This is a genomic window from Streptomyces sp. H27-C3, assembly GCF_030063415.1.
Taxonomy (GTDB): domain Bacteria; phylum Actinomycetota; class Actinomycetes; order Streptomycetales; family Streptomycetaceae; genus Streptomyces.
Genome location: NZ_JASITA010000031.1, coordinates 56,744 through 73,134 on the forward strand (window position 1 = coordinate 56,744; position 16,391 = coordinate 73,134).

General features: G+C 71.0%; 12 protein-coding genes and 1 pseudogene. 3 read left to right on the plus strand and 10 right to left on the minus strand.

The features are described from left to right. Nucleotides 1-148 precede the first annotated feature (148 nt). The 3 genes from QMK30_RS27160 to QMK30_RS27175 all read right to left on the minus strand — a co-directional run bounded on the left by QMK30_RS27160 (nucleotide 149) and on the right by QMK30_RS27175 (nucleotide 4,275). Nucleotides 149-3,370: a tetratricopeptide repeat protein gene (locus QMK30_RS27160; protein WP_283520965.1), complete on the minus strand. Its 3,222-nt coding sequence runs from the start codon at nucleotides 3,368-3,370 to the stop codon at nucleotides 149-151. A gap of 152 nt (nucleotides 3,371-3,522) precedes the next feature. Further along, nucleotides 3,523-3,798 (minus strand): hypothetical protein, encoded by a 276-nt coding sequence (locus QMK30_RS27165; protein ID WP_283520966.1) that lies wholly within the window; start codon nucleotides 3,796-3,798, stop codon nucleotides 3,523-3,525. Between the two features lie 333 nt (nucleotides 3,799-4,131). Beyond that, complete coding sequence (locus tag QMK30_RS27175; protein ID WP_283520994.1) at nucleotides 4,132-4,275, minus strand: hypothetical protein; 144 nt, start codon at nucleotides 4,273-4,275, stop codon at nucleotides 4,132-4,134. Between the two features lie 148 nt (nucleotides 4,276-4,423). Between QMK30_RS27175 and QMK30_RS27180 the strand changes: the two genes are divergently transcribed. Beyond that, entirely contained in the window at nucleotides 4,424-6,481 is a 2,058-nt protein-coding gene (locus tag QMK30_RS27180) for a thioredoxin domain-containing protein (protein WP_283520967.1), read from the plus strand. A 27-nt stretch (nucleotides 6,482-6,508) separates the two neighbouring features. Here QMK30_RS27180 and QMK30_RS27185 read toward each other — a convergent pair. Beyond that, nucleotides 6,509-6,670 (minus strand): annotated as a pseudogene (locus QMK30_RS27185) (acyl-CoA-like ligand-binding transcription factor); the annotation flags it as partial. Nucleotides 6,671-6,772: 102 nt separating this feature from the next. Next, nucleotides 6,773-7,369 carry a PAQR family membrane homeostasis protein TrhA gene (trhA, locus tag QMK30_RS27190; protein WP_502963241.1) on the minus strand — a complete coding sequence of 199 codons (597 nt, stop codon included), beginning with the start codon at nucleotides 7,367-7,369 and terminating at the stop codon, nucleotides 6,773-6,775. Between the two features lie 325 nt (nucleotides 7,370-7,694). Here trhA and QMK30_RS27195 point away from each other — a divergent pair, with 325 nt between their 5' ends. Beyond that, the gene (locus tag QMK30_RS27195) at nucleotides 7,695-9,518 is read left to right on the plus strand and encodes a phosphoenolpyruvate carboxykinase (GTP) (protein WP_283520969.1); all 1,824 of its coding nucleotides are present in this window, start codon (nucleotides 7,695-7,697) and stop codon (nucleotides 9,516-9,518) included. Nucleotides 9,519-9,783: 265 nt separating this feature from the next. On the opposite strand, the gene QMK30_RS27200 is transcribed toward QMK30_RS27195, so the two are convergent. Next, the gene (locus QMK30_RS27200) at nucleotides 9,784-10,173 is read right to left on the minus strand and encodes an SCO4983 family protein (protein ID WP_283520970.1); all 390 of its coding nucleotides are present in this window, start codon (nucleotides 10,171-10,173) and stop codon (nucleotides 9,784-9,786) included. Nucleotides 10,174-10,339: 166 nt separating this feature from the next. Next, the gene (locus tag QMK30_RS27205; protein WP_283520971.1) at nucleotides 10,340-11,551 is read right to left on the minus strand and encodes a pyridoxal phosphate-dependent aminotransferase; all 1,212 of its coding nucleotides are present in this window, start codon (nucleotides 11,549-11,551) and stop codon (nucleotides 10,340-10,342) included. 305 nt (nucleotides 11,552-11,856) lie between these two features. Between QMK30_RS27205 and QMK30_RS27210 the strand changes: the two genes are divergently transcribed. After that, complete coding sequence (locus tag QMK30_RS27210) at nucleotides 11,857-12,132, plus strand: hypothetical protein (RefSeq protein WP_283520972.1); 276 nt, start codon at nucleotides 11,857-11,859, stop codon at nucleotides 12,130-12,132. A 104-nt stretch (nucleotides 12,133-12,236) separates the two neighbouring features. On the opposite strand, the gene QMK30_RS27215 is transcribed toward QMK30_RS27210, so the two are convergent. The 3 genes from QMK30_RS27215 to QMK30_RS27225 form a co-directional block, all read right to left on the minus strand. After that, the gene (locus QMK30_RS27215) at nucleotides 12,237-12,674 is read right to left on the minus strand and encodes a VOC family protein (RefSeq protein ID WP_283520992.1); all 438 of its coding nucleotides are present in this window, start codon (nucleotides 12,672-12,674) and stop codon (nucleotides 12,237-12,239) included. Between the two features lie 474 nt (nucleotides 12,675-13,148). Further along, complete coding sequence (locus tag QMK30_RS27220; RefSeq protein ID WP_283520973.1) at nucleotides 13,149-14,768, minus strand: N-acyl-D-amino-acid deacylase family protein; 1,620 nt, start codon at nucleotides 14,766-14,768, stop codon at nucleotides 13,149-13,151. Nucleotides 14,769-14,950: 182 nt separating this feature from the next. After that, the gene (locus QMK30_RS27225) at nucleotides 14,951-16,258 is read right to left on the minus strand and encodes an amino acid deaminase (RefSeq protein WP_283520974.1); all 1,308 of its coding nucleotides are present in this window, start codon (nucleotides 16,256-16,258) and stop codon (nucleotides 14,951-14,953) included. Nucleotides 16,259-16,391: the final 133 nt, after the last annotated feature.

Sequence of the window (16,391 nt, forward strand, 5' to 3'; positions counted from 1 at the left end):
CCTGCGAGTCGCAGCCTCCGGACACGCATCCTGCGAGTCGCAGCCTCTGCGGCGCTCCCTGCGGCGCGCACTCTGCGGGCGGCGCGCTCTGCGGGGCGCAGCCTCCGCGCACCCTGCCGGCATGCACGCTCCGGCGCGCAGCCGTGGATCAGCCCCCCGCCACCCCGACCTGCACTCCCATCACCTCGCGCGAGTGCCGGTTCGGCACCATGCCGAGCCGCCACGCCTGCCAGCCCGCCGCCAGGTCCACACCGCGCTCCAGCACCAGGGCGTACGCCTCCGCGCAGTCCTCCAGCTTGCCGTCGCGCGTCGGGTGCGGGGCGTTCGCCAGCTGGGACAGCTCCTCGATTGCCACCGCCGTGCCGATCTCCGAGCCGCCGGGGGACGCGAACGGCAGCAGTGTGCAGCGCAGGAAGCGGGCCCAGTCGGCGCCGCGGTCGTCCTCGTACGACGTGAAAAGACCGAGCGCCACGTCGCACAGCTCCAGGGCCGGCGTGGGCCGGTTGTTGCCCGCGTCCACGATCGCCAGCTCCAGGCACGTCCACGCCTCGCCGTGCGCGACGCCGATGCGGCGGAAGTCCTGGCGGGCGTCGACCAGGAGCTGACGGGCGAAGCCGCTGTTGCGGAGGTTGCCGGTCTGCGCCGCCCGCTGGTCGCGGGTGACGCGGCCCGAGTGGTGGCGGGCGCAGGCCAGCCCGTACACGTCACGCATCCGCGAGAACATGCCCCGCGCCCGCTCCAGCTCGCGCACCGCCTGGTCGCGGTCGCCGCGCTCCTCCAGCGCCTGCCCCAGGTAGTACAGCGTCCACGCCTCGCCGCGCGCGTCCTCCGCGTCCCGGTGGCGCGACAGGGCCTGGCGCAGCTGGTCCACGGCGGGCGCCGGGTCGCCGTCCACCAGCCGGGCCCGCGCCAGCTGGGTCAGCGCCCACGCCTCGCCGCGGCCGTCGCGGGTCTGCCCGTACAGATCGAGCGCCTCCCGCAGCTCGCCCTCCGCGCGCGGTACGTCGCCCATCCGCAGACAGACCTGGCCGAGCTGGAAGTGCGCCCACGCCTGCCCGTGCAGGGACTCGCTCTCCCGGTGCAGGGTGAGCGCGGTGTCCAGATGGGCGACGGCCTGCACGATGTTCGCCCGGTCGCGCTCCACCGCCGCCAGCGCGTGCAGTGTCCACGCGCGGTCGCCGGCCAGCTTGTCCGTCGACTGCAGGGCCAGGGCCTCGTGCAGCCGCGCCGCCGCCTCCGTCAGATTGCCCTGGTGGTGCAGGGTGATGCCCAGCGAACACAGGGCGCGGGCGGCGCCCGCCTCGTGCTGGGCCTCGAAGTAGAGGTCCACGACCGAGGACAGGGTCGTACGGGCCTTGTCCAGCTCGCCGAGCTGGCGGGCCGCGATGCCCGTGCGCCACTGGACGGACCGTACGAGCAGACCCTGGTCGACGGCCTGCGTCAGCTCGCTGATCTCGCCGAGCCGGTAGAGGTCGCCGCGCAGCAGGCAGTAGTCGCACAGCGCGCCCAGCAGATTCAGTACGACCTGCGGGTCCACGCCCTCCGCGTGCCGCAGCGCCGCCGTGATGAAGCTCGTCTCGTCGTCCAGCCAGCGCAGTGCCGCGTCGAGCGAGGTGAACCCGTGCGGCCCGAACTGGTCGGCCCTGGTCGACGTCTTGCCGTCCACCAGCCGGATCACCGAGTCGGCCAGCTCGCCGTAGTTGCGGATGAGCCGCTCCTGCGCGGCGGCCCGGTCCGCGGGCTCCTCCTCGTCGAGGAGCCTGGCCTGCGCGAAGTCCCGTACCAGGTCGTGCAACCGGTAGCGGCTGCCGCGCACATGGTCGATCAGACCGGCCCGGGACAGCACGGCCAGCAGCCGCTGCGCCTCCTGGTCGTCGGTGGACAGCAGCGCGGCCGCCGCCGCCGCGCCCAGGCTCGCCCGGCCCGCCAGCGCGAGGCGGCGCAGCAGCCTGCGGGCCGCGTCCGGCTGGTCGGTGTAGCGCAGCCACAGGGCGCGCTCGACCGGTGGGACCGGGCCGTACGCCGCGAGGTCGGCGGCCAGGACCGGGGCGGTGCGCGCGCCGAGCGAGGAGCCCGCGATGCGCAGGGCGAGCGGCAGCCCGCCGCACAACTCCGCGATACTGTCGGCCGCCCGGGCGTCGTACGGGCCGTCCTTCTCCTCCGCCGACTCGCGCAGCAGCTCTTCCGCGCCCACCTGGTCCAGGGGATTCACCGGCAGTTGGTACACCCACGCCGGGATGTCGGCGGGCAGGTCCAGCGGCGCCCGCGCGGTGACCAGCACCAGGCTGTCCGAGCGCTCGGGGACGAGGGTGCGCACCTGCGCCGCGTCCGACGCGTCGTCCAGTACGACGGTCACCGGCAGTCCCGTCAGGTGCTGGTGGTAGAGCTCGGTCAGTCTGCGCAACTGCTGTGTCTGCGAAGCGCGTTCACGGAAGAGCAGTTGGTCGCGCGGTGCGCCGAGCCGGTTCAGCAGATGCAACAGCGCGTCGCGCGTCGACAGCGGGGACTCGTCCGCGCTGTCCCCGCGCAGGTCGACCACGCACGCCCCGCGGAACTGGTCCCTGAGGTCGTGCGCCGCCCGCACGGCGAGCGTGGTGCGCCCCGATCCCGGGGCGCCGTGCAGCACCACGATGGTGGGCCGGGTCTCGGTGCTCGCCCGAGCGGTGTGCACCCACCGGGCGATCTGCGCCATCGCGGCGCGGCGCCCGGCGAACGGCCCGTCGGGCTGCGGGAGATGACCGAACGACTGCTCAAGGACGGACCGCCTGCGCGCCGCCTGGCTGCGGTCGGCGCCGCGCAACTGCCCGACCGCGGCGGCCTTCTTCGGCGTACGGCCGGTCCGGGTCGCGGCGAGCAGGACGTGCTGCTGGTCCAGGAACGGCCGGATGCCGCGCACCTCAAGTGCCGTCAGCCACTGCAACCTCAACTGCTCGGGCCCGCCCGGCTGTCCGAGCGCCCCGGCCCTGCGGTGGGCGGCGGGCCAGTGCGAGGCGGTGACCTTGGCGACGGTGGTGGCGGCGCCCGCCATCGCGACGACGGCCCCGGCGCCCAGCGCGGTACCGGCCGCCGTGCCCAGCGCGAGGTCGGCGCCGAAGGCGGCTGCGGCGGCAACTGTGGTGACCAGTGCGGGAGTTCCCAGGTTCCGTCTGGTGAAACGTTCCGACAGGGGCTGCTGCCCGGCCTGTGATTCGTCCAGCGCCGTGGTGTAGGCGGTGTACTCCTCGCCCGCGCTGGCCGCCATCGAATCCAACGCGGCCCGCCCACGGGTGAGCAGTGCGTTGGCGTCGACCCGTCCGCCGGACCGCCGCACCTGTTCCTCGACGGCGCGTACCAACAGCCTCTCGGCCTCGGTCCGGTGGCTGTCCCGCATATGCGTCCCCCTCCGAGAGTAACGGTTGCGGTCCAAGTGTCCTGCTTGACGCGCGTCGGCGCGAGGGAGCAAAGACCCGGGGCGGGCCGGGGCGGAACGTACGACACCCGCCCCGGGGACGTCCGGGGCGGGCGAAGTGCGCTGGTGCGGGACTACATGTTCTCTTCGGCGTCGAGGTACGCCTGGATCCTCCGGTCGATCGCGGCAGCCTCGGCGCGGGCGCGCTTGGCCTCCGCGTGGGCGCCGTCCCGGTCCAGCCTGTTGGCCTTGGCCTTCAGGTCGGCGGACTGCTGGCGCAGCTGCGGGATGTTGACGCGGATGCTGCCCGCACGGGCCGCGACGTTCTGCTGGCCGGCGGCCGGAGCGGCGGTGGCGGTGGCTGCGGGCAGAGCCGCGAACAGCACGCTTCCAGCCATCGCTGCGGTCACGGCGAGCGTAGAAATGCGTCGACGCACAAGATTCCCCTTGTCCAAGTACGGTCATTTACTGGTCAGTAACTCTATCCGATGTGATCTTGAGGTTGCGCCCCGTGGCGCCTGGGCGGGGCATGTTGATCCGGAACTCAAAGGGTTCTATTCGAGGGTGTAGCGGACGTGCGGCCGCCGAAGTAGTCGCGGACGATGTGTGGCTGGCGTTGGCGGCGGTGGGAGAACCTGCGGGTCTCGGCGGCGAGTTGCGCCTGGTCCTGGGCCCGGCTGTGATGCGGCAGGGCTCCGCTTGAGATCGGCGTTCACCAGTTCGTCGGGGTTCAGCTCGGGCGATTACGACGGCAGGAAGTGATCCTCGCCGAAGTCGTTGCCGCCGTCGATCTCCTGGACGATCTGATCGTGCTCCTGCGGGAGCGCACGGAGCGCGTTGCCCCCCGCCCGTTCGATCCTTCTGCTCCGAGGGACTCTTGCCGGCACTGTTCCCCCTCCCCGTCGCGCCAGTCGGCACCGCTGACGACGAGAGGCTATTGCTCAGCCTGGCGGCGGCGCGTCGTTGTGCTGGCCTGCCGTGTGTGCGTGACCGATCTCCGTCGGCCTGTGCTGGCGTTGTGAGAGGCTGGACCGTATGAACCGGCTGGTTGGTGTGACCTCGCCTTATCTGCTTCAGCATGCTGAGAATCCCGTCGACTGGTGGCCTTGGGAAACGGACGCTTTCGAGGAAGCACGCCGACGCGACGTACCCGTTCTGCTGTCGGTCGGCTACTCCGCGTGCCACTGGTGCCACGTCATGGCGCACGAGTCCTTCGAGGACGAAGCGACCGCCGCGTATCTCAACGAGCACTTCGTGAACATCAAGGTCGACCGCGAGGAGCGCCCCGACGTCGACGCCGTCTATATGGAGGCCGTGCAGGCCGCGACCGGTCAGGGCGGCTGGCCCATGACGGTGTTCCTGACCGCCGACGCCGAGCCCTTCTACTTCGGTACGTACTTCCCGCCCGAGCCCCGGCACGGCATGCCCTCCTTCCGGCAGGTGATCGAAGGCGTCGACACTGCCTGGACCGACCGGCGCGAGGAGGTCGCCGAGGTCGCCGCGAAGATCGTGGGCGAACTGGCCGAGCGCTCCCTCGCGTACAACGCGCCCGAGATGCCGGCCGAGGAGGAACTCGCGCAGGCGCTGCTCGGACTGACCCGGGACTACGACGCCACCCACGGCGGGTTCGGCGGCGCGCCCAAGTTCCCGGCGGCGATGGTGCTGGAGTTCCTGCTGCGCCACTACGCGCGCACCGGGTCCGAGGGCGCCCTGCAAATGGCCCGCGACACCGGTGAGGTCATGGCGCGCGGGGGCATCTACGACCAGCTCGGCGGCGGCTTCGCCCGCTACTCGGTCGACCGCGAATGGATCGTGCCCCACTTCGAGAAGATGCTCTACGACAACGCCCTCCTGTGCCGGGTCTACGCCCATCTGTGGCGGGCCACCGGATCGGACCTGGCGCGCCGGGTGGCGCTGGAGACCGCCGACTTCCTGGTGAGTGAACTCCGTACGCAGGAAGGCGGGTTCGCGTCCGCGCTCGATGCGGACAGCGACGACGGTACCGGCAGGCACGTCGAGGGCGCGTACTACGTATGGACGCCGGAGCAACTGCGCGAGGTGCTGGGTGAGGAGGACGCCCGGTTCGCCGCGCAGCGCTTCCTGGTGACCGAGAAGGGCACGTTCGAGGAGGGCGCTTCCGTGCTCCAGCTCTCCGAGACCGAGGCGGAGAGCGAAGCCCTGGGCCTGGCGGAGGCAGGTCGGGTCGCGAGTGTCAGGGCGCGGCTGCTCGCCGCACGCGCGCAGCGGCCGGGGCCGGGTCGTGACGACAAGGTCGTCGCCGCCTGGAACGGGCTGGCGATCGCCGCGCTGGCCGAGGTCGGCGCGTTCTTCGACCGCCCCGACCTCGTCGAGCGGGCGACCGAGGCGGCCGATCTGCTGGTGCGGGTGCACATGGACGACGGGGCGCGGATCGCCCGTACGTCCAAGGACGGCAAGGTCGGCGCGAACGCGGGCGTGCTTGAGGACTACGCGGACGTCGCGGAGGGCTTCCTCGCACTGGCCTCGGTGACCGGCGAGGGCGTCTGGCTGGACTTCGCGGGTTTCCTCCTCGACATCGTCATCGACCAGTTCGTGGGGGAGGGCGGGGCGCTCTACGACACCGCGAACGACGCGGAGAAGCTCATCCGCCGCCCGCAGGACCCCACGGACAACGCGACGCCGTCCGGCTGGACGGCCGCCGCGGGTGCGCTCCTGTCGTACGCCGCGCACACCGGCTCCGAGGCACACCGCACCGCGGCCGAGCGGGCGTTGGGCGTCGTCAAAGCACTGGGCCCGCGCGCCCCGCGCTTCATCGGCTGGGGCCTGTCGGTCGCCGAGGCGGCGCTGGACGGGCCGCGCGAGGTCGCGGTGGTCGGGCCTGCGGACGACCCGCTGACGAAGGACCTGCACCGGGTCGCGCTGCTGGCGCGGGCGCCGGGGGCGGTCGTGGCGGTCGGGGAAGTGGGCAGCGAGGAGTTCCCGCTGCTCGCGGACCGGCCGGCCGGGGCGTACGTGTGCCGGCACTTCGTGTGCGACGCGCCCACGACGGAGCCGTCCGTGCTGCGGGAGAGGCTGGGCGCGGAGGCGCAGGCGGAGGCGGGTACGGAGAGCTAGGTCGGTCCGGGCGACGGGTGGGCCGGGCTACAGCCTCGACACGGTGAAGCCGGTCCTCAGGGTGTCCAGCGCGCGCTCGACCAGGTGAACCAGGTCCTCGCGCTGGCCCCGCTCGGCCCAGAACAGCATGGTCTCCATCAGCGCCGCGACGACGCCCATGGAGAAGACCCGCACCTCCAGGTCGTCCGGCTGCCGCCCGGTTCACTCCGCCACGGCCACCGAGGCGATCGGGTCCGTACGGATCCGGCCGGGACGTGGCGGGCGGGGTGGACCGGAGCGGGGCGGGGCGGATCAGTCGTACTTATAGGCGACCAGCGAGATGCCGACATAGTGCACGGCGAAGGCCGCCAGGGTCAGTGAGTGGAAGACCTCGTGGAAGCCGAACCACCGGGGTGACGGATTGGGGCGCTTGATTCCGTAGATCACGCCGCCGGCGCTGTAGAGCAGCCCGCCGACGATCACGCAGATGAGCACGGCGACCCCGCCCGCGCGCATGAAGTCGGGCAGGAAGAAGACGGCGGCCCAGCCCATCGCGATGTAGCAGGGCGTGTAGAGCCAGCGCGGTGCGCCGACCCAGAAGACCCGGAAGGCGATGCCCGCAACGGCCGCCGCCCAGATGGCCCACATCAGCGGGCGTCCGGTGGAGTCCGGGAGAAGAAGCACGGTCAGCGGGGTATAGGTGCCCGCGATGATCAGAAAAATATTGGCATGGTCGAGCCGACGCAGGATGGCCTCGCCGCGCGGCCCCCAGGTGCCCCGGTGATAGATCGCGCTGATGCCGAAGAGCAGGCAGGCGGTCAGGACGAAGATCCCGCACGCGATCCGGGCGCGGGTGGAATCCGTGAGCGCGACCAGGAACAGTCCGGAGACCAGCACCAAGGGGAACATGCCGGCGTGCAGCCAGCCCCGCAGCTTCGGCTTGACCGGGCCCGGACTCTCGATGTCGACCGGCTCCTGTTCGGGGGCCTGTGGTTGCGCGAGCGGGTCTGACGCGGCTGAAGTCATGGACCCAATGCTACCTACGGAACCGTAGGTTACGGCCAGGTATCAAGCCCCTGAGTGGCGATGCTCACGTGTGCAGCCCTCTGGACATATGGGCGCAAGGGACCGATGATCAAATGAGTGCGGTCGGCACCGGATGAGCGGCACGTCGCATCCGGGTCGCAGCCCCCACGGGGCATACATCAACAAAACCCCTCAACAAGGAGCAACCGTGGCGCGCGACATCGCGGCTCCCACCGTCCCCACCAACCACCAGGAGCTCGTCTCCTGGGTAGACGAGATCGCCCAGATCACCCAGCCGGACCGGGTGGTCTGGTGTGACGGCACCGAGGCCGAGTACGAGCGCCTGTGCGGGGAGCTCGTGGCCAAGGGGACGTTCAAGAAGCTGGACCCGGTCAAGCGCCCGAACTCCTACTACGCCGCTTCCGACCCGAGCGATGTCGCCCGCGTCGAGGACCGCACCTTCATCTGCTCCGAGAAGGAGCAGGACGCCGGCCCCACGAACCACTGGAAGGCCCCTGCCGAGATGCGGGAGATGTTCTCCGGCCAGGAGGGGATCTTCCGCGGCTCGATGCGTGGCCGCACGATGTACGTCGTGCCGTTCTGTATGGGCCCGGTCGGCTCGCCGCTCTCCGCGATCGGCGTCGAGATCACCGACTCGGCGTACGTCGCCGTGTCGATGCGCACCATGACCCGGATGGGCCAGGCCGTCCTCGACGAGCTCGGCACCGACGGCTTCTTCGTCAAGGCCGTCCACACCCTCGGTGCACCGCTCGCCGGGGGCGAGGCGGACGTGCCGTGGCCGTGCAACACCACCAAGTACATCTCGCACTTCCCCGAGGACCGCGAGATCTGGTCCTACGGCTCGGGCTACGGCGGCAACGCCCTGCTCGGCAAGAAGTGCTACGCCCTGCGCATCGCGTCCGTCATGGCACGCGACGAGGGCTGGCTGGCCGAGCACATGCTCATCCTCAAGCTGACGCCGCCGAAGGGTGAGTCGAAGTACATCGCCGCCGCCTTCCCGAGCGCCTGCGGCAAGACGAACCTGGCGATGCTGGAGCCGACCATCCCCGGCTGGACCGTCGAGACCGTCGGCGACGACATCGCCTGGATGCGGTTCGGCGAGGACGGCCAGCTGTACGCGATCAACCCCGAGGCCGGGTTCTTCGGCGTCGCGCCCGGCACCGGCGAGCACACCAACGCCAACGCCATGAAGACCATGTGGGGCAACTCGGTCTTCACGAATGTCGCGCTCACCGACGACAACGACGTGTGGTGGGAGGGCATGACCGAGGAGCCGCCCGCGCACCTCACGGACTGGAAGGGCAATGACTGGACCCCCGAGTCCGGCACCCCCGCCGCCCACCCCAACGCCCGCTTCACCGTCCCGGCCGGGCAGTGCCCGATCATCGCGCCCGAGTGGGAGGACCCCAAGGGCGTGCCGATCTCGGCGATCCTCTTCGGCGGCCGCCGTGCCACGGCCGTGCCGCTGGTGACCGAGTCCTTCGACTGGCAGCACGGTGTCTTCCTCGGTGCGAACGTCGCCTCCGAGAAGACCGCCGCCGCCGAGGGCAAGGTCGGCGAGCTGCGCCGCGACCCGTTCGCCATGCTGCCGTTCTGCGGTTACAACATGGGCGACTACATGGGTCACTGGATCAAGGTAGGCGCGGACAAGCCCGACCAGTCCAAGCTCCCGAAGATCTACTACGTCAACTGGTTCCGCAAGAACGACGCGGGCAAGTTCGTGTGGCCCGGCTTCGGCGAGAACAGCCGCGTGCTCAAGTGGATCGTCGAGCGCCTGGAGGGCAAGGGCGAGGGCGTCGAGACGCCGATCGGCATCCTGCCCGCCAAGGGCGCGCTGGACACCGAGGGTCTGGACCTCTCCGAGTCCGACCTGGACTTCCTGCTCACGGTCGACAAGGAGGTCTGGCGCGAGGAGGCGGCGCTGGTCCCCGAGCACCTCAACACCTTCGGCGACCACGCGCCCAAGGAGCTGTGGGACGAGTACCGCGCGCTGGTGAAGCGTCTGGGCTGAGCCCGGGCGAAGTAGCTCCGCGGCCGGGCCTTCTCGACATCCGCCCTGACCTGTGGGGTCACCGGCCCGCCGCGGTATTCCGGCCCCCGAAGCCCCCTCACGGCTTCGGGGGCCGGATTCGTGAGGGAACTCTTCGGCATGCGAACGGCGCGCGTGCGGCATGCGCACGCGCGCCGTTCAGGTGTTCAAGGGGTTCTGCTCAAAGGGTTGCCCCTAATGGGTGGCACCCGGTCCGTGCACCTCCGCGGCCCACGAACCGGGGCCGTCAGTGGGCGCCGACCAGATCGAGCTGGTCGAGCGCGGCCGCGTGCGCGTCCATGCGCTCGGCGGACAGAATCGCGGCGGCGGTGTCCGCCCGCGAGGCGGCGACAACGAGTGCCCTCGCCGCGAGGTCGTGTGCCCGGCGGTGCAGCACCGCGGGGGCCGCGCGCGTGAGCGCCGCGTGCCGGACCGGCGGGGCGCCGCGCAGTCGTGCCACCTGGGTGGCGATCAGCTGCGCCGCCTCGTCGAGGCCGAGTTCGTCCGTCACCGCGAGGAGCGCGGAGAGGTGCCCGGCCAGCTGGATGTTCAGCTCCTCCTCGCGCGTCAGGTGCGGGAAGTCGCCGGAGTCGGTGGCCACACGATGGACCGACTTGGTGCGAATCGGCTCGTACATGGGTGGCCTCCTTCCAGGGTCTGAGGACCACCCTACATTAGATTTTGTCTAAAGTTGAGTCGAGTCGGACGAAGCTTGCGCGGCCGGTTCGGTAACCGGCCCCGGCTGGTTCCGCGACCGGCCACGGCCTGCTTCGGCCCTCGGCCACGGTCGCTTCCACCACCGGCTACGGCTGGCTGTAGCCGTCCAGGAAGGTGCCGATCCTGGTCACCGCGTCCGCCAGATCCTCGGCCGCAGGCAGCGTCACGACGCGGAAGTGATCAGGCTCGGGCCAGTTGAAGCCCGTACCGTGCACCACCATGATCTTCTCGGCCCGCAGCAGGTCGAGGACCATCTCCCGGTCGTCCTTGATCTTGTAGACCTTGGGGTCCAGGCGCGGGAAGAGATACAGCGCGCCCTTGGGCTTCACACACGTCACGCCCGGGATCTGCGTGAGCAGCTCGTACGCCGTGTTCCGCTGCTCCAGGATCCGGCCGCCCGGCAGCACCAGGTCGTCGATCGACTGCCGCCCGCCGAGCGCCGTGGCCACCGCGTGCTGCGAGGGCATGTTGGCGCACAGCCGCATATTGGCGAGGATCGTCAGCCCCTCGATGTACGAGGACGCGTGCGCCTTCGGCCCGCAGACCGCCAGCCAGCCGCTGCGGAAGCCCGCCACGCGGTAGTTCTTCGAGAGCCCGTTGAAGGTCAGGGTCAGGAGGTCGGGTGCGATGGCGGCGGTCGGGGTGTGCGTCGCGCCGTCGTAGAGGATCCGGTCGTAGATCTCGTCGGAGCAGACGATCAGATTGTGCCGGCGGGCGATCTCGGTGAGAGAGCGCAGCATCTCGTCGTCGTACACCGCACCCGTCGGATTGTTCGGGTTGATGATGACGATCGCCTTGGTGCGGTCGGTGATCTTGCGCTCGATGTCGGCGAGGTCCGGCATCCAGTCGGCCTGCTCGTCGCACCGGTAGTGCACGGCGGTGCCGCCCGCCAGTGAGACCGACGCGGTCCACAGCGGATAGTCCGGAGCCGGTACGAGCACCTCGTCGCCGTCGTCGAGCAGTGCCTGCATCGACATCTGGATCAGCTCGGAGACACCGTTGCCGAGGTAGATGTCCTCGACATCGAGGTTGATCCCCTTGGTCTGGTAGTGCTGCATCACCGCGCGGCGCGCCGCCAGCAGCCCCTTCGCGTCGCCGTACCCGTGCGCGCCGGCGAGATTGCGGAGGATGTCTTCCAGGATCTCGGGCGGGCACTCGAACCCGAAGGCCGCCGGATTACCGGTGTTGAGCTTGAGGATGCGGTGACCCGCCGCTTCGAGCCGCATCGCCTCCTCAAGCACGGGGCCGCGGATTTCGTAACAGACGTTTGCGAGCTTCGTCGACTGGATCACCTGCATGACGGCCACCTTACGGGCGCGTAACGAGGCCCGCTCCGTGTTTTTGGCCACGTCGCGGGAGTGCGGTGATCAGGCGAAAGGTTACGGCTCCGGCGGCAGCCGGCGCGGGCCGCGATCGAGCCGCCCCGGGAGCCGGAGTCCGCGCCCGAGGGATTGTGCCGGCTCGGCCCGCTTCCGTTGGCCGGTCTGCACATCCTCTGGGTCGACGACCACCCCGACAACAACACCGTGCCGGCCGCGCACATGGAGCGGAGAAGGAGGTACGTGTACGAGGCCTTCCCGAGGCGGACGGCGCGCCCGGCGGCATGCTGGAGTCCTTCGGGATCGCGGCCGACAACCTGACGAAGCCGCTGCTCGGGATGAAGGCGAAGGCGTACTACGACTCGATCTGCTTCGTGCCGACCATCAGCGCGGTCGACGTCCGGGACATCAGCCAGGAGACCTTGTACGAGGACGTCAGCGCGATCGCTCCGCAGGCGAGCGGCCTCGACGAGTTCATGTGCTCGTCCACGAACACGATGCACTCGCAGATGACGGCGGAACCGGGCGGCTGGATCCTCTACCAGCTCCCTGAGAGGTAACCCGCACCATCGTCCGGTCCGCCGCCACCCCGGGGACGTACGCCCCGGGGTGGCGGCGTCGCGCGGATGCGGACCCGATCGCCGCGTGCGGCCCCCCGCCGCTCCTACCGCTCGGAGAGGGGAGCCGGGGCCTCCTGGACGTTCCAGGCGTTGCCGTCGGGGTCGGTGAAGTGCATGAAGCTGCTCCAGTCGGCCTCGCTGCGGCCCTCGGCCCACCCCTGGGGGCCCACGTGCAGTACGGGGGATACTTCGACGCCCCGGGAGACCAGCTTGGCGCGGGCGGCCTCGATGTCCGTGACACAGAGCTGGACGCCGCGCAGGGAGCCGGGGGCGCCGAGGCCCGGGGAGCCCGGAGGCGTGGGCATGCCGGACATCAGGGCGACCGAACAGCGGGAGCCGGGCGGGGTGAGCTGGACGATGCGCAGGCCGGGGGCGACCTCCGCGTCCAGGTCCACCTTGAAGCCGACCTGGTCGGCGTAGAAGGCCTTGGCGCGGTCGACGTCCGAGACGGGGACGGTGATGACTTCGAGAGTCCAGTCCATGGTGTGGCTCCGGGGAGAGAAGAGGGGAGTGGCAGGCTCTGTGAAGGCCATCGTCCACTCCGGCGGGCAGGGGCGCACCCGGTACCGCACACTCCGCGAGGACGCCCCGCCCCCACCCACCCGGACATGCCCCACGTGTCCGCCACTGCCCGCTCCAGCAGCAGCTCCTTCTCGCGCGTTGCGGGTCAGGGCCGCCGCCCTCTCGAACTCCGTACGCGCCTGGGCCCCGCGCCCCAGACGCTCCAGCAGGTGTCCCCGGACGCTGGGCGGCAAGTGGCAGCCCTTCAGCGCCGGTTCGGCGGCCAGGGCGTCCACCAGCTTCAGGCCCGTCTCCGGGCCCTCCGCCATTGAGACGGCCACCGCACGGTTCAGCTCCACCACCGGCGACGAGGCCAGCGCCAGCAGGCGGCGCGTGAGCCAGGCCCTGCGGGCGGTGCTCGACCTGCATTGACGCACCGAGGTCTACTGCCGCGTTTACGTCGTACGCCGAATCGCCCGCCCCGCCAGCACGTCCGTGCGCCTGCCGTCCTCCATCACGAATGTGCCGTCGATCAGGACGTGCGGGATACCCACAGGGAGTGTGCGCGGCGTCGCGAACGTGGAGCCGGCCGCGACTGTCTCCGGGTCGAAGAGGACCAGGTCCGCGCGGTAGCCCTCGCGGACCAGACCCCGGTCGGCCAGGCGCAGGCGGGCCGCCGGGCGGGAGGTCAGGTGGGCGACCGTCTCCTCCAGGCTGAGGATGTTCAGCTCACGGGCGTAGCGGCCCAGGTACCGGGGGAACGTGCCGTACGCGCGCGGGTGCGGCTTGTAGCCCTGGAGGATGCCGTCGCTGCCGCCGGTGTGGACCCGGTGGCGCATGATCTGCTGGACGTTCTCCTCGTGGCCCACGTGCTGGAGGATCGTCGAGCCGAGGTTGTCGTTGATGAGCAGCCGGCGCGCGGTGACCCAGGGGGCCTCGCCGCGCTGGGCCGCCGACTCCGCGATCGTCTTGCCCACACAGCTCGCCAGGCCGGGGTCCGAGACGCCCGAGATCTCGATGGTGTCCCACTCGATCGGGACGCCGTGGCAGCCGTCGGCGCCGACCTCCTCCATAACGTGACGGATCCTCTCGGCCGTCGAGTCGTCCCGCAGACGGTCCAGGGTCGGCTCGGGGCCGCCCTCGGTGGCCCAGCTCGGCAGCATCGCGACGAGCGTCGTGCAGCCGGGCGTGTAGGGGTACGTGTCGAGGCTGATGTCCGCGCCGTCGGCCAGCGCGCGGTCCAGGAGGGTGAGGAGATCCGGTGCCTTGCCCTTGTTCACGCCGAAGTTCATCGTGGCGTGGGCGAGGTGCAGCGCGCAGCCGGCGGACCGGGTGAGGGTCACCATCTCCTCGTACGCCTGGAGCGCGCCCGCGCCGTACGAACGGTGGTGCGGGCAGTAGTAGCCGTCGTACCGCGCCACCACCCGGCACAGCTCGGTGAGTTCCGCGTCGTCGGCGTACATGCCGGGCGTGTAGGTGAGCCCGGACGACATGCCGACCGCGCCCTCCTCCATGCCCTCCGCGACCAGTTGCTTCATACGGTCGATCTCGGCCGGGGTCGCGGGACGGTCGTCCCAGCCCATGGCGTACATCCGGAGCGTGCCCTGCGGGATGAGGTACGCCGCGTTGACCGCGATGCCCTGCCCGCCGAAGTTGCGGTCGAGGCGGTCCAGGTAGCCGCCGACCGTGCGCCAGTCGAAGTCGATGTCCGAGCCGTCACCGTTCCAGCCGGTGATCGACCTGCGGACCTCGGCGAGCGTGCGCTCGTCGACCGGCGCGTACGAAAGCCCGTCCTGGCCCAGGACTTCGAGGGTCACCCCCTGCGCGGCCTTGGCCGAGTGGTCGGGGTCGCGCAGCAGCGCGAGGTCGCTGTGCGCGTGCATGTCGATGAAGCCGGGAGCCAGCGCCAGGCCGTCCCCCTCCACCGTGCGCGCGGCGCTCAGGCGCGGGCCGGCTCCGGTGTCCGCCTCGCGGCGGATCTCGGCGATGCGGCCGTCGGTGACGCCCACGTCGGCCCGGTAGGAGGCGCCACCGGTGCCGTCTATGACGCGTACGTCGCGAAGGACGAGGTCCATGGCTTCAGCTCCCGGGTGCTTACGACCTCGGGGGCAATGGTGCGCGGGCTCCCGGCGTCCTGCGGCTCCGCCTCCGGCGTTGTCGTCGGTCGACGACGCTCCGCGTCGCCTCCCTCCTCCGCCTTGGACGCGAAGCCGCAGGACGCCGCTCGCTGATCCACGCCGCATTGCCCCCGAGGTCGTTAGAAGATGGTGCGGACGTAGTCGATGACGGTGCCGTCGCCCTGGACCAGGGGGATCAGCTGCCACTTGTCGAAGGACGTGCAGGGGTGCGACAGGCCCATCCCGACCCAGTCGCCCACCTCCAGGTCCGCGCCCCCGCCCCCCTCCTCCGTGGTCAGCCAGCCGTGCTGGTCGGAGAGGCCGGTGACCTTGATGCCGGTGGCCGGGCGGATCGAGCCGTCGCGTGCGGAGCGCACGACCTGGGCCTCGGGGAGATCGAGGTCGTACGCGGCGTCGCGCTTGCCCGCGTTGATGAACGCCTGGGTCGGCGAGGGGCGCGACACGACCTGCGCCCAGAGGCGGAACGCGGGCTGCAGCGCGCCCTCCTCGGGGATCCGGTTGAACGGAGTCAGATGGCGGTAGTGGCCGTCGTCGTGGGAGACGTACGCGCCGGACCGCAGCAGCTTCAGCACGGGCAGGGACAGACCCGGGATCTCGGCGAAGACATCCGCCACCGCGTCGAACCACGCGCTGCCGCCCGCGCTGATCACGATCTCGTCGAGGCCGGTCGACGCGAACCGGCCCGCCTTGTCGAACTCCGAGGCCAGCGCGACGAGTCGGCGCAGCCAGGCGTGTACCCGCTCGTCGTCGGCCTGCGGGACCTCGCCCTCGTAGCCCGCGACGCCGACAAGACGCAGGGTCGCGGTGGCGGCGACGGCGTCGGCGATCGCCGCGCACTCGGTCTCGGTACGGGCGCCGGTACGGGCCCCCTCACCGGCGGCGAGCTCCACGACGACGTCCAGCGGGCGCGAGACGCCGCGCAGGGCCTCGTCCATCAGCTCGACGCCGCGCGGGGAGTCGACGTAACAGACGAAGCGGAAGTCGGGGTCGGCGTCGAGTTCGGCGGCGATCCAGCGCAGCGCGGGCGCGTCGACGACCTCGTTCGCGAGGAAGATCCGCTGGATGCCGTACGCGCGGTAGACGCGGGCCTGATGCGGCATGGCGGCAGTGATCCCCCAGGCGCCGCGGGCCAGTTGGCGCGCGAAGAGCTGCGGCGACATGGAGGTCTTGCCGTGCGGGGCGAAGGCGAGGCCGTGCCGCTCGGCGTAGGTCTCCAGGAGCGCGAGGTTGTGGTCCAGGGACTCGGCGGAGAGGGCCAGCACGGGGGTGGTGAAGCCGCCGGTGAACAGACTCCGGCGCTCGGCTGCCAGCGCGCCGACGGTCAGGCCCGCGGCGTCGGGCGGGAGTGCCTTGAAGCGGTGATCCACCGTTTCAAGGGCGAGTGATCCGACCGCGTCTGCGGTGTCGGAGTCGATCTCGGCAGCCATGGGGCCTCCTCAGAAGATTGCGTTGCACTCTCTGCAACACCCATTGCACATTTCGCTTACCGCTGTCTAACATCCGAGCCAACGCCCGGTCAATGGTGACCGGCGACCGACCAGTGAGGAGCTTGAGCGATCG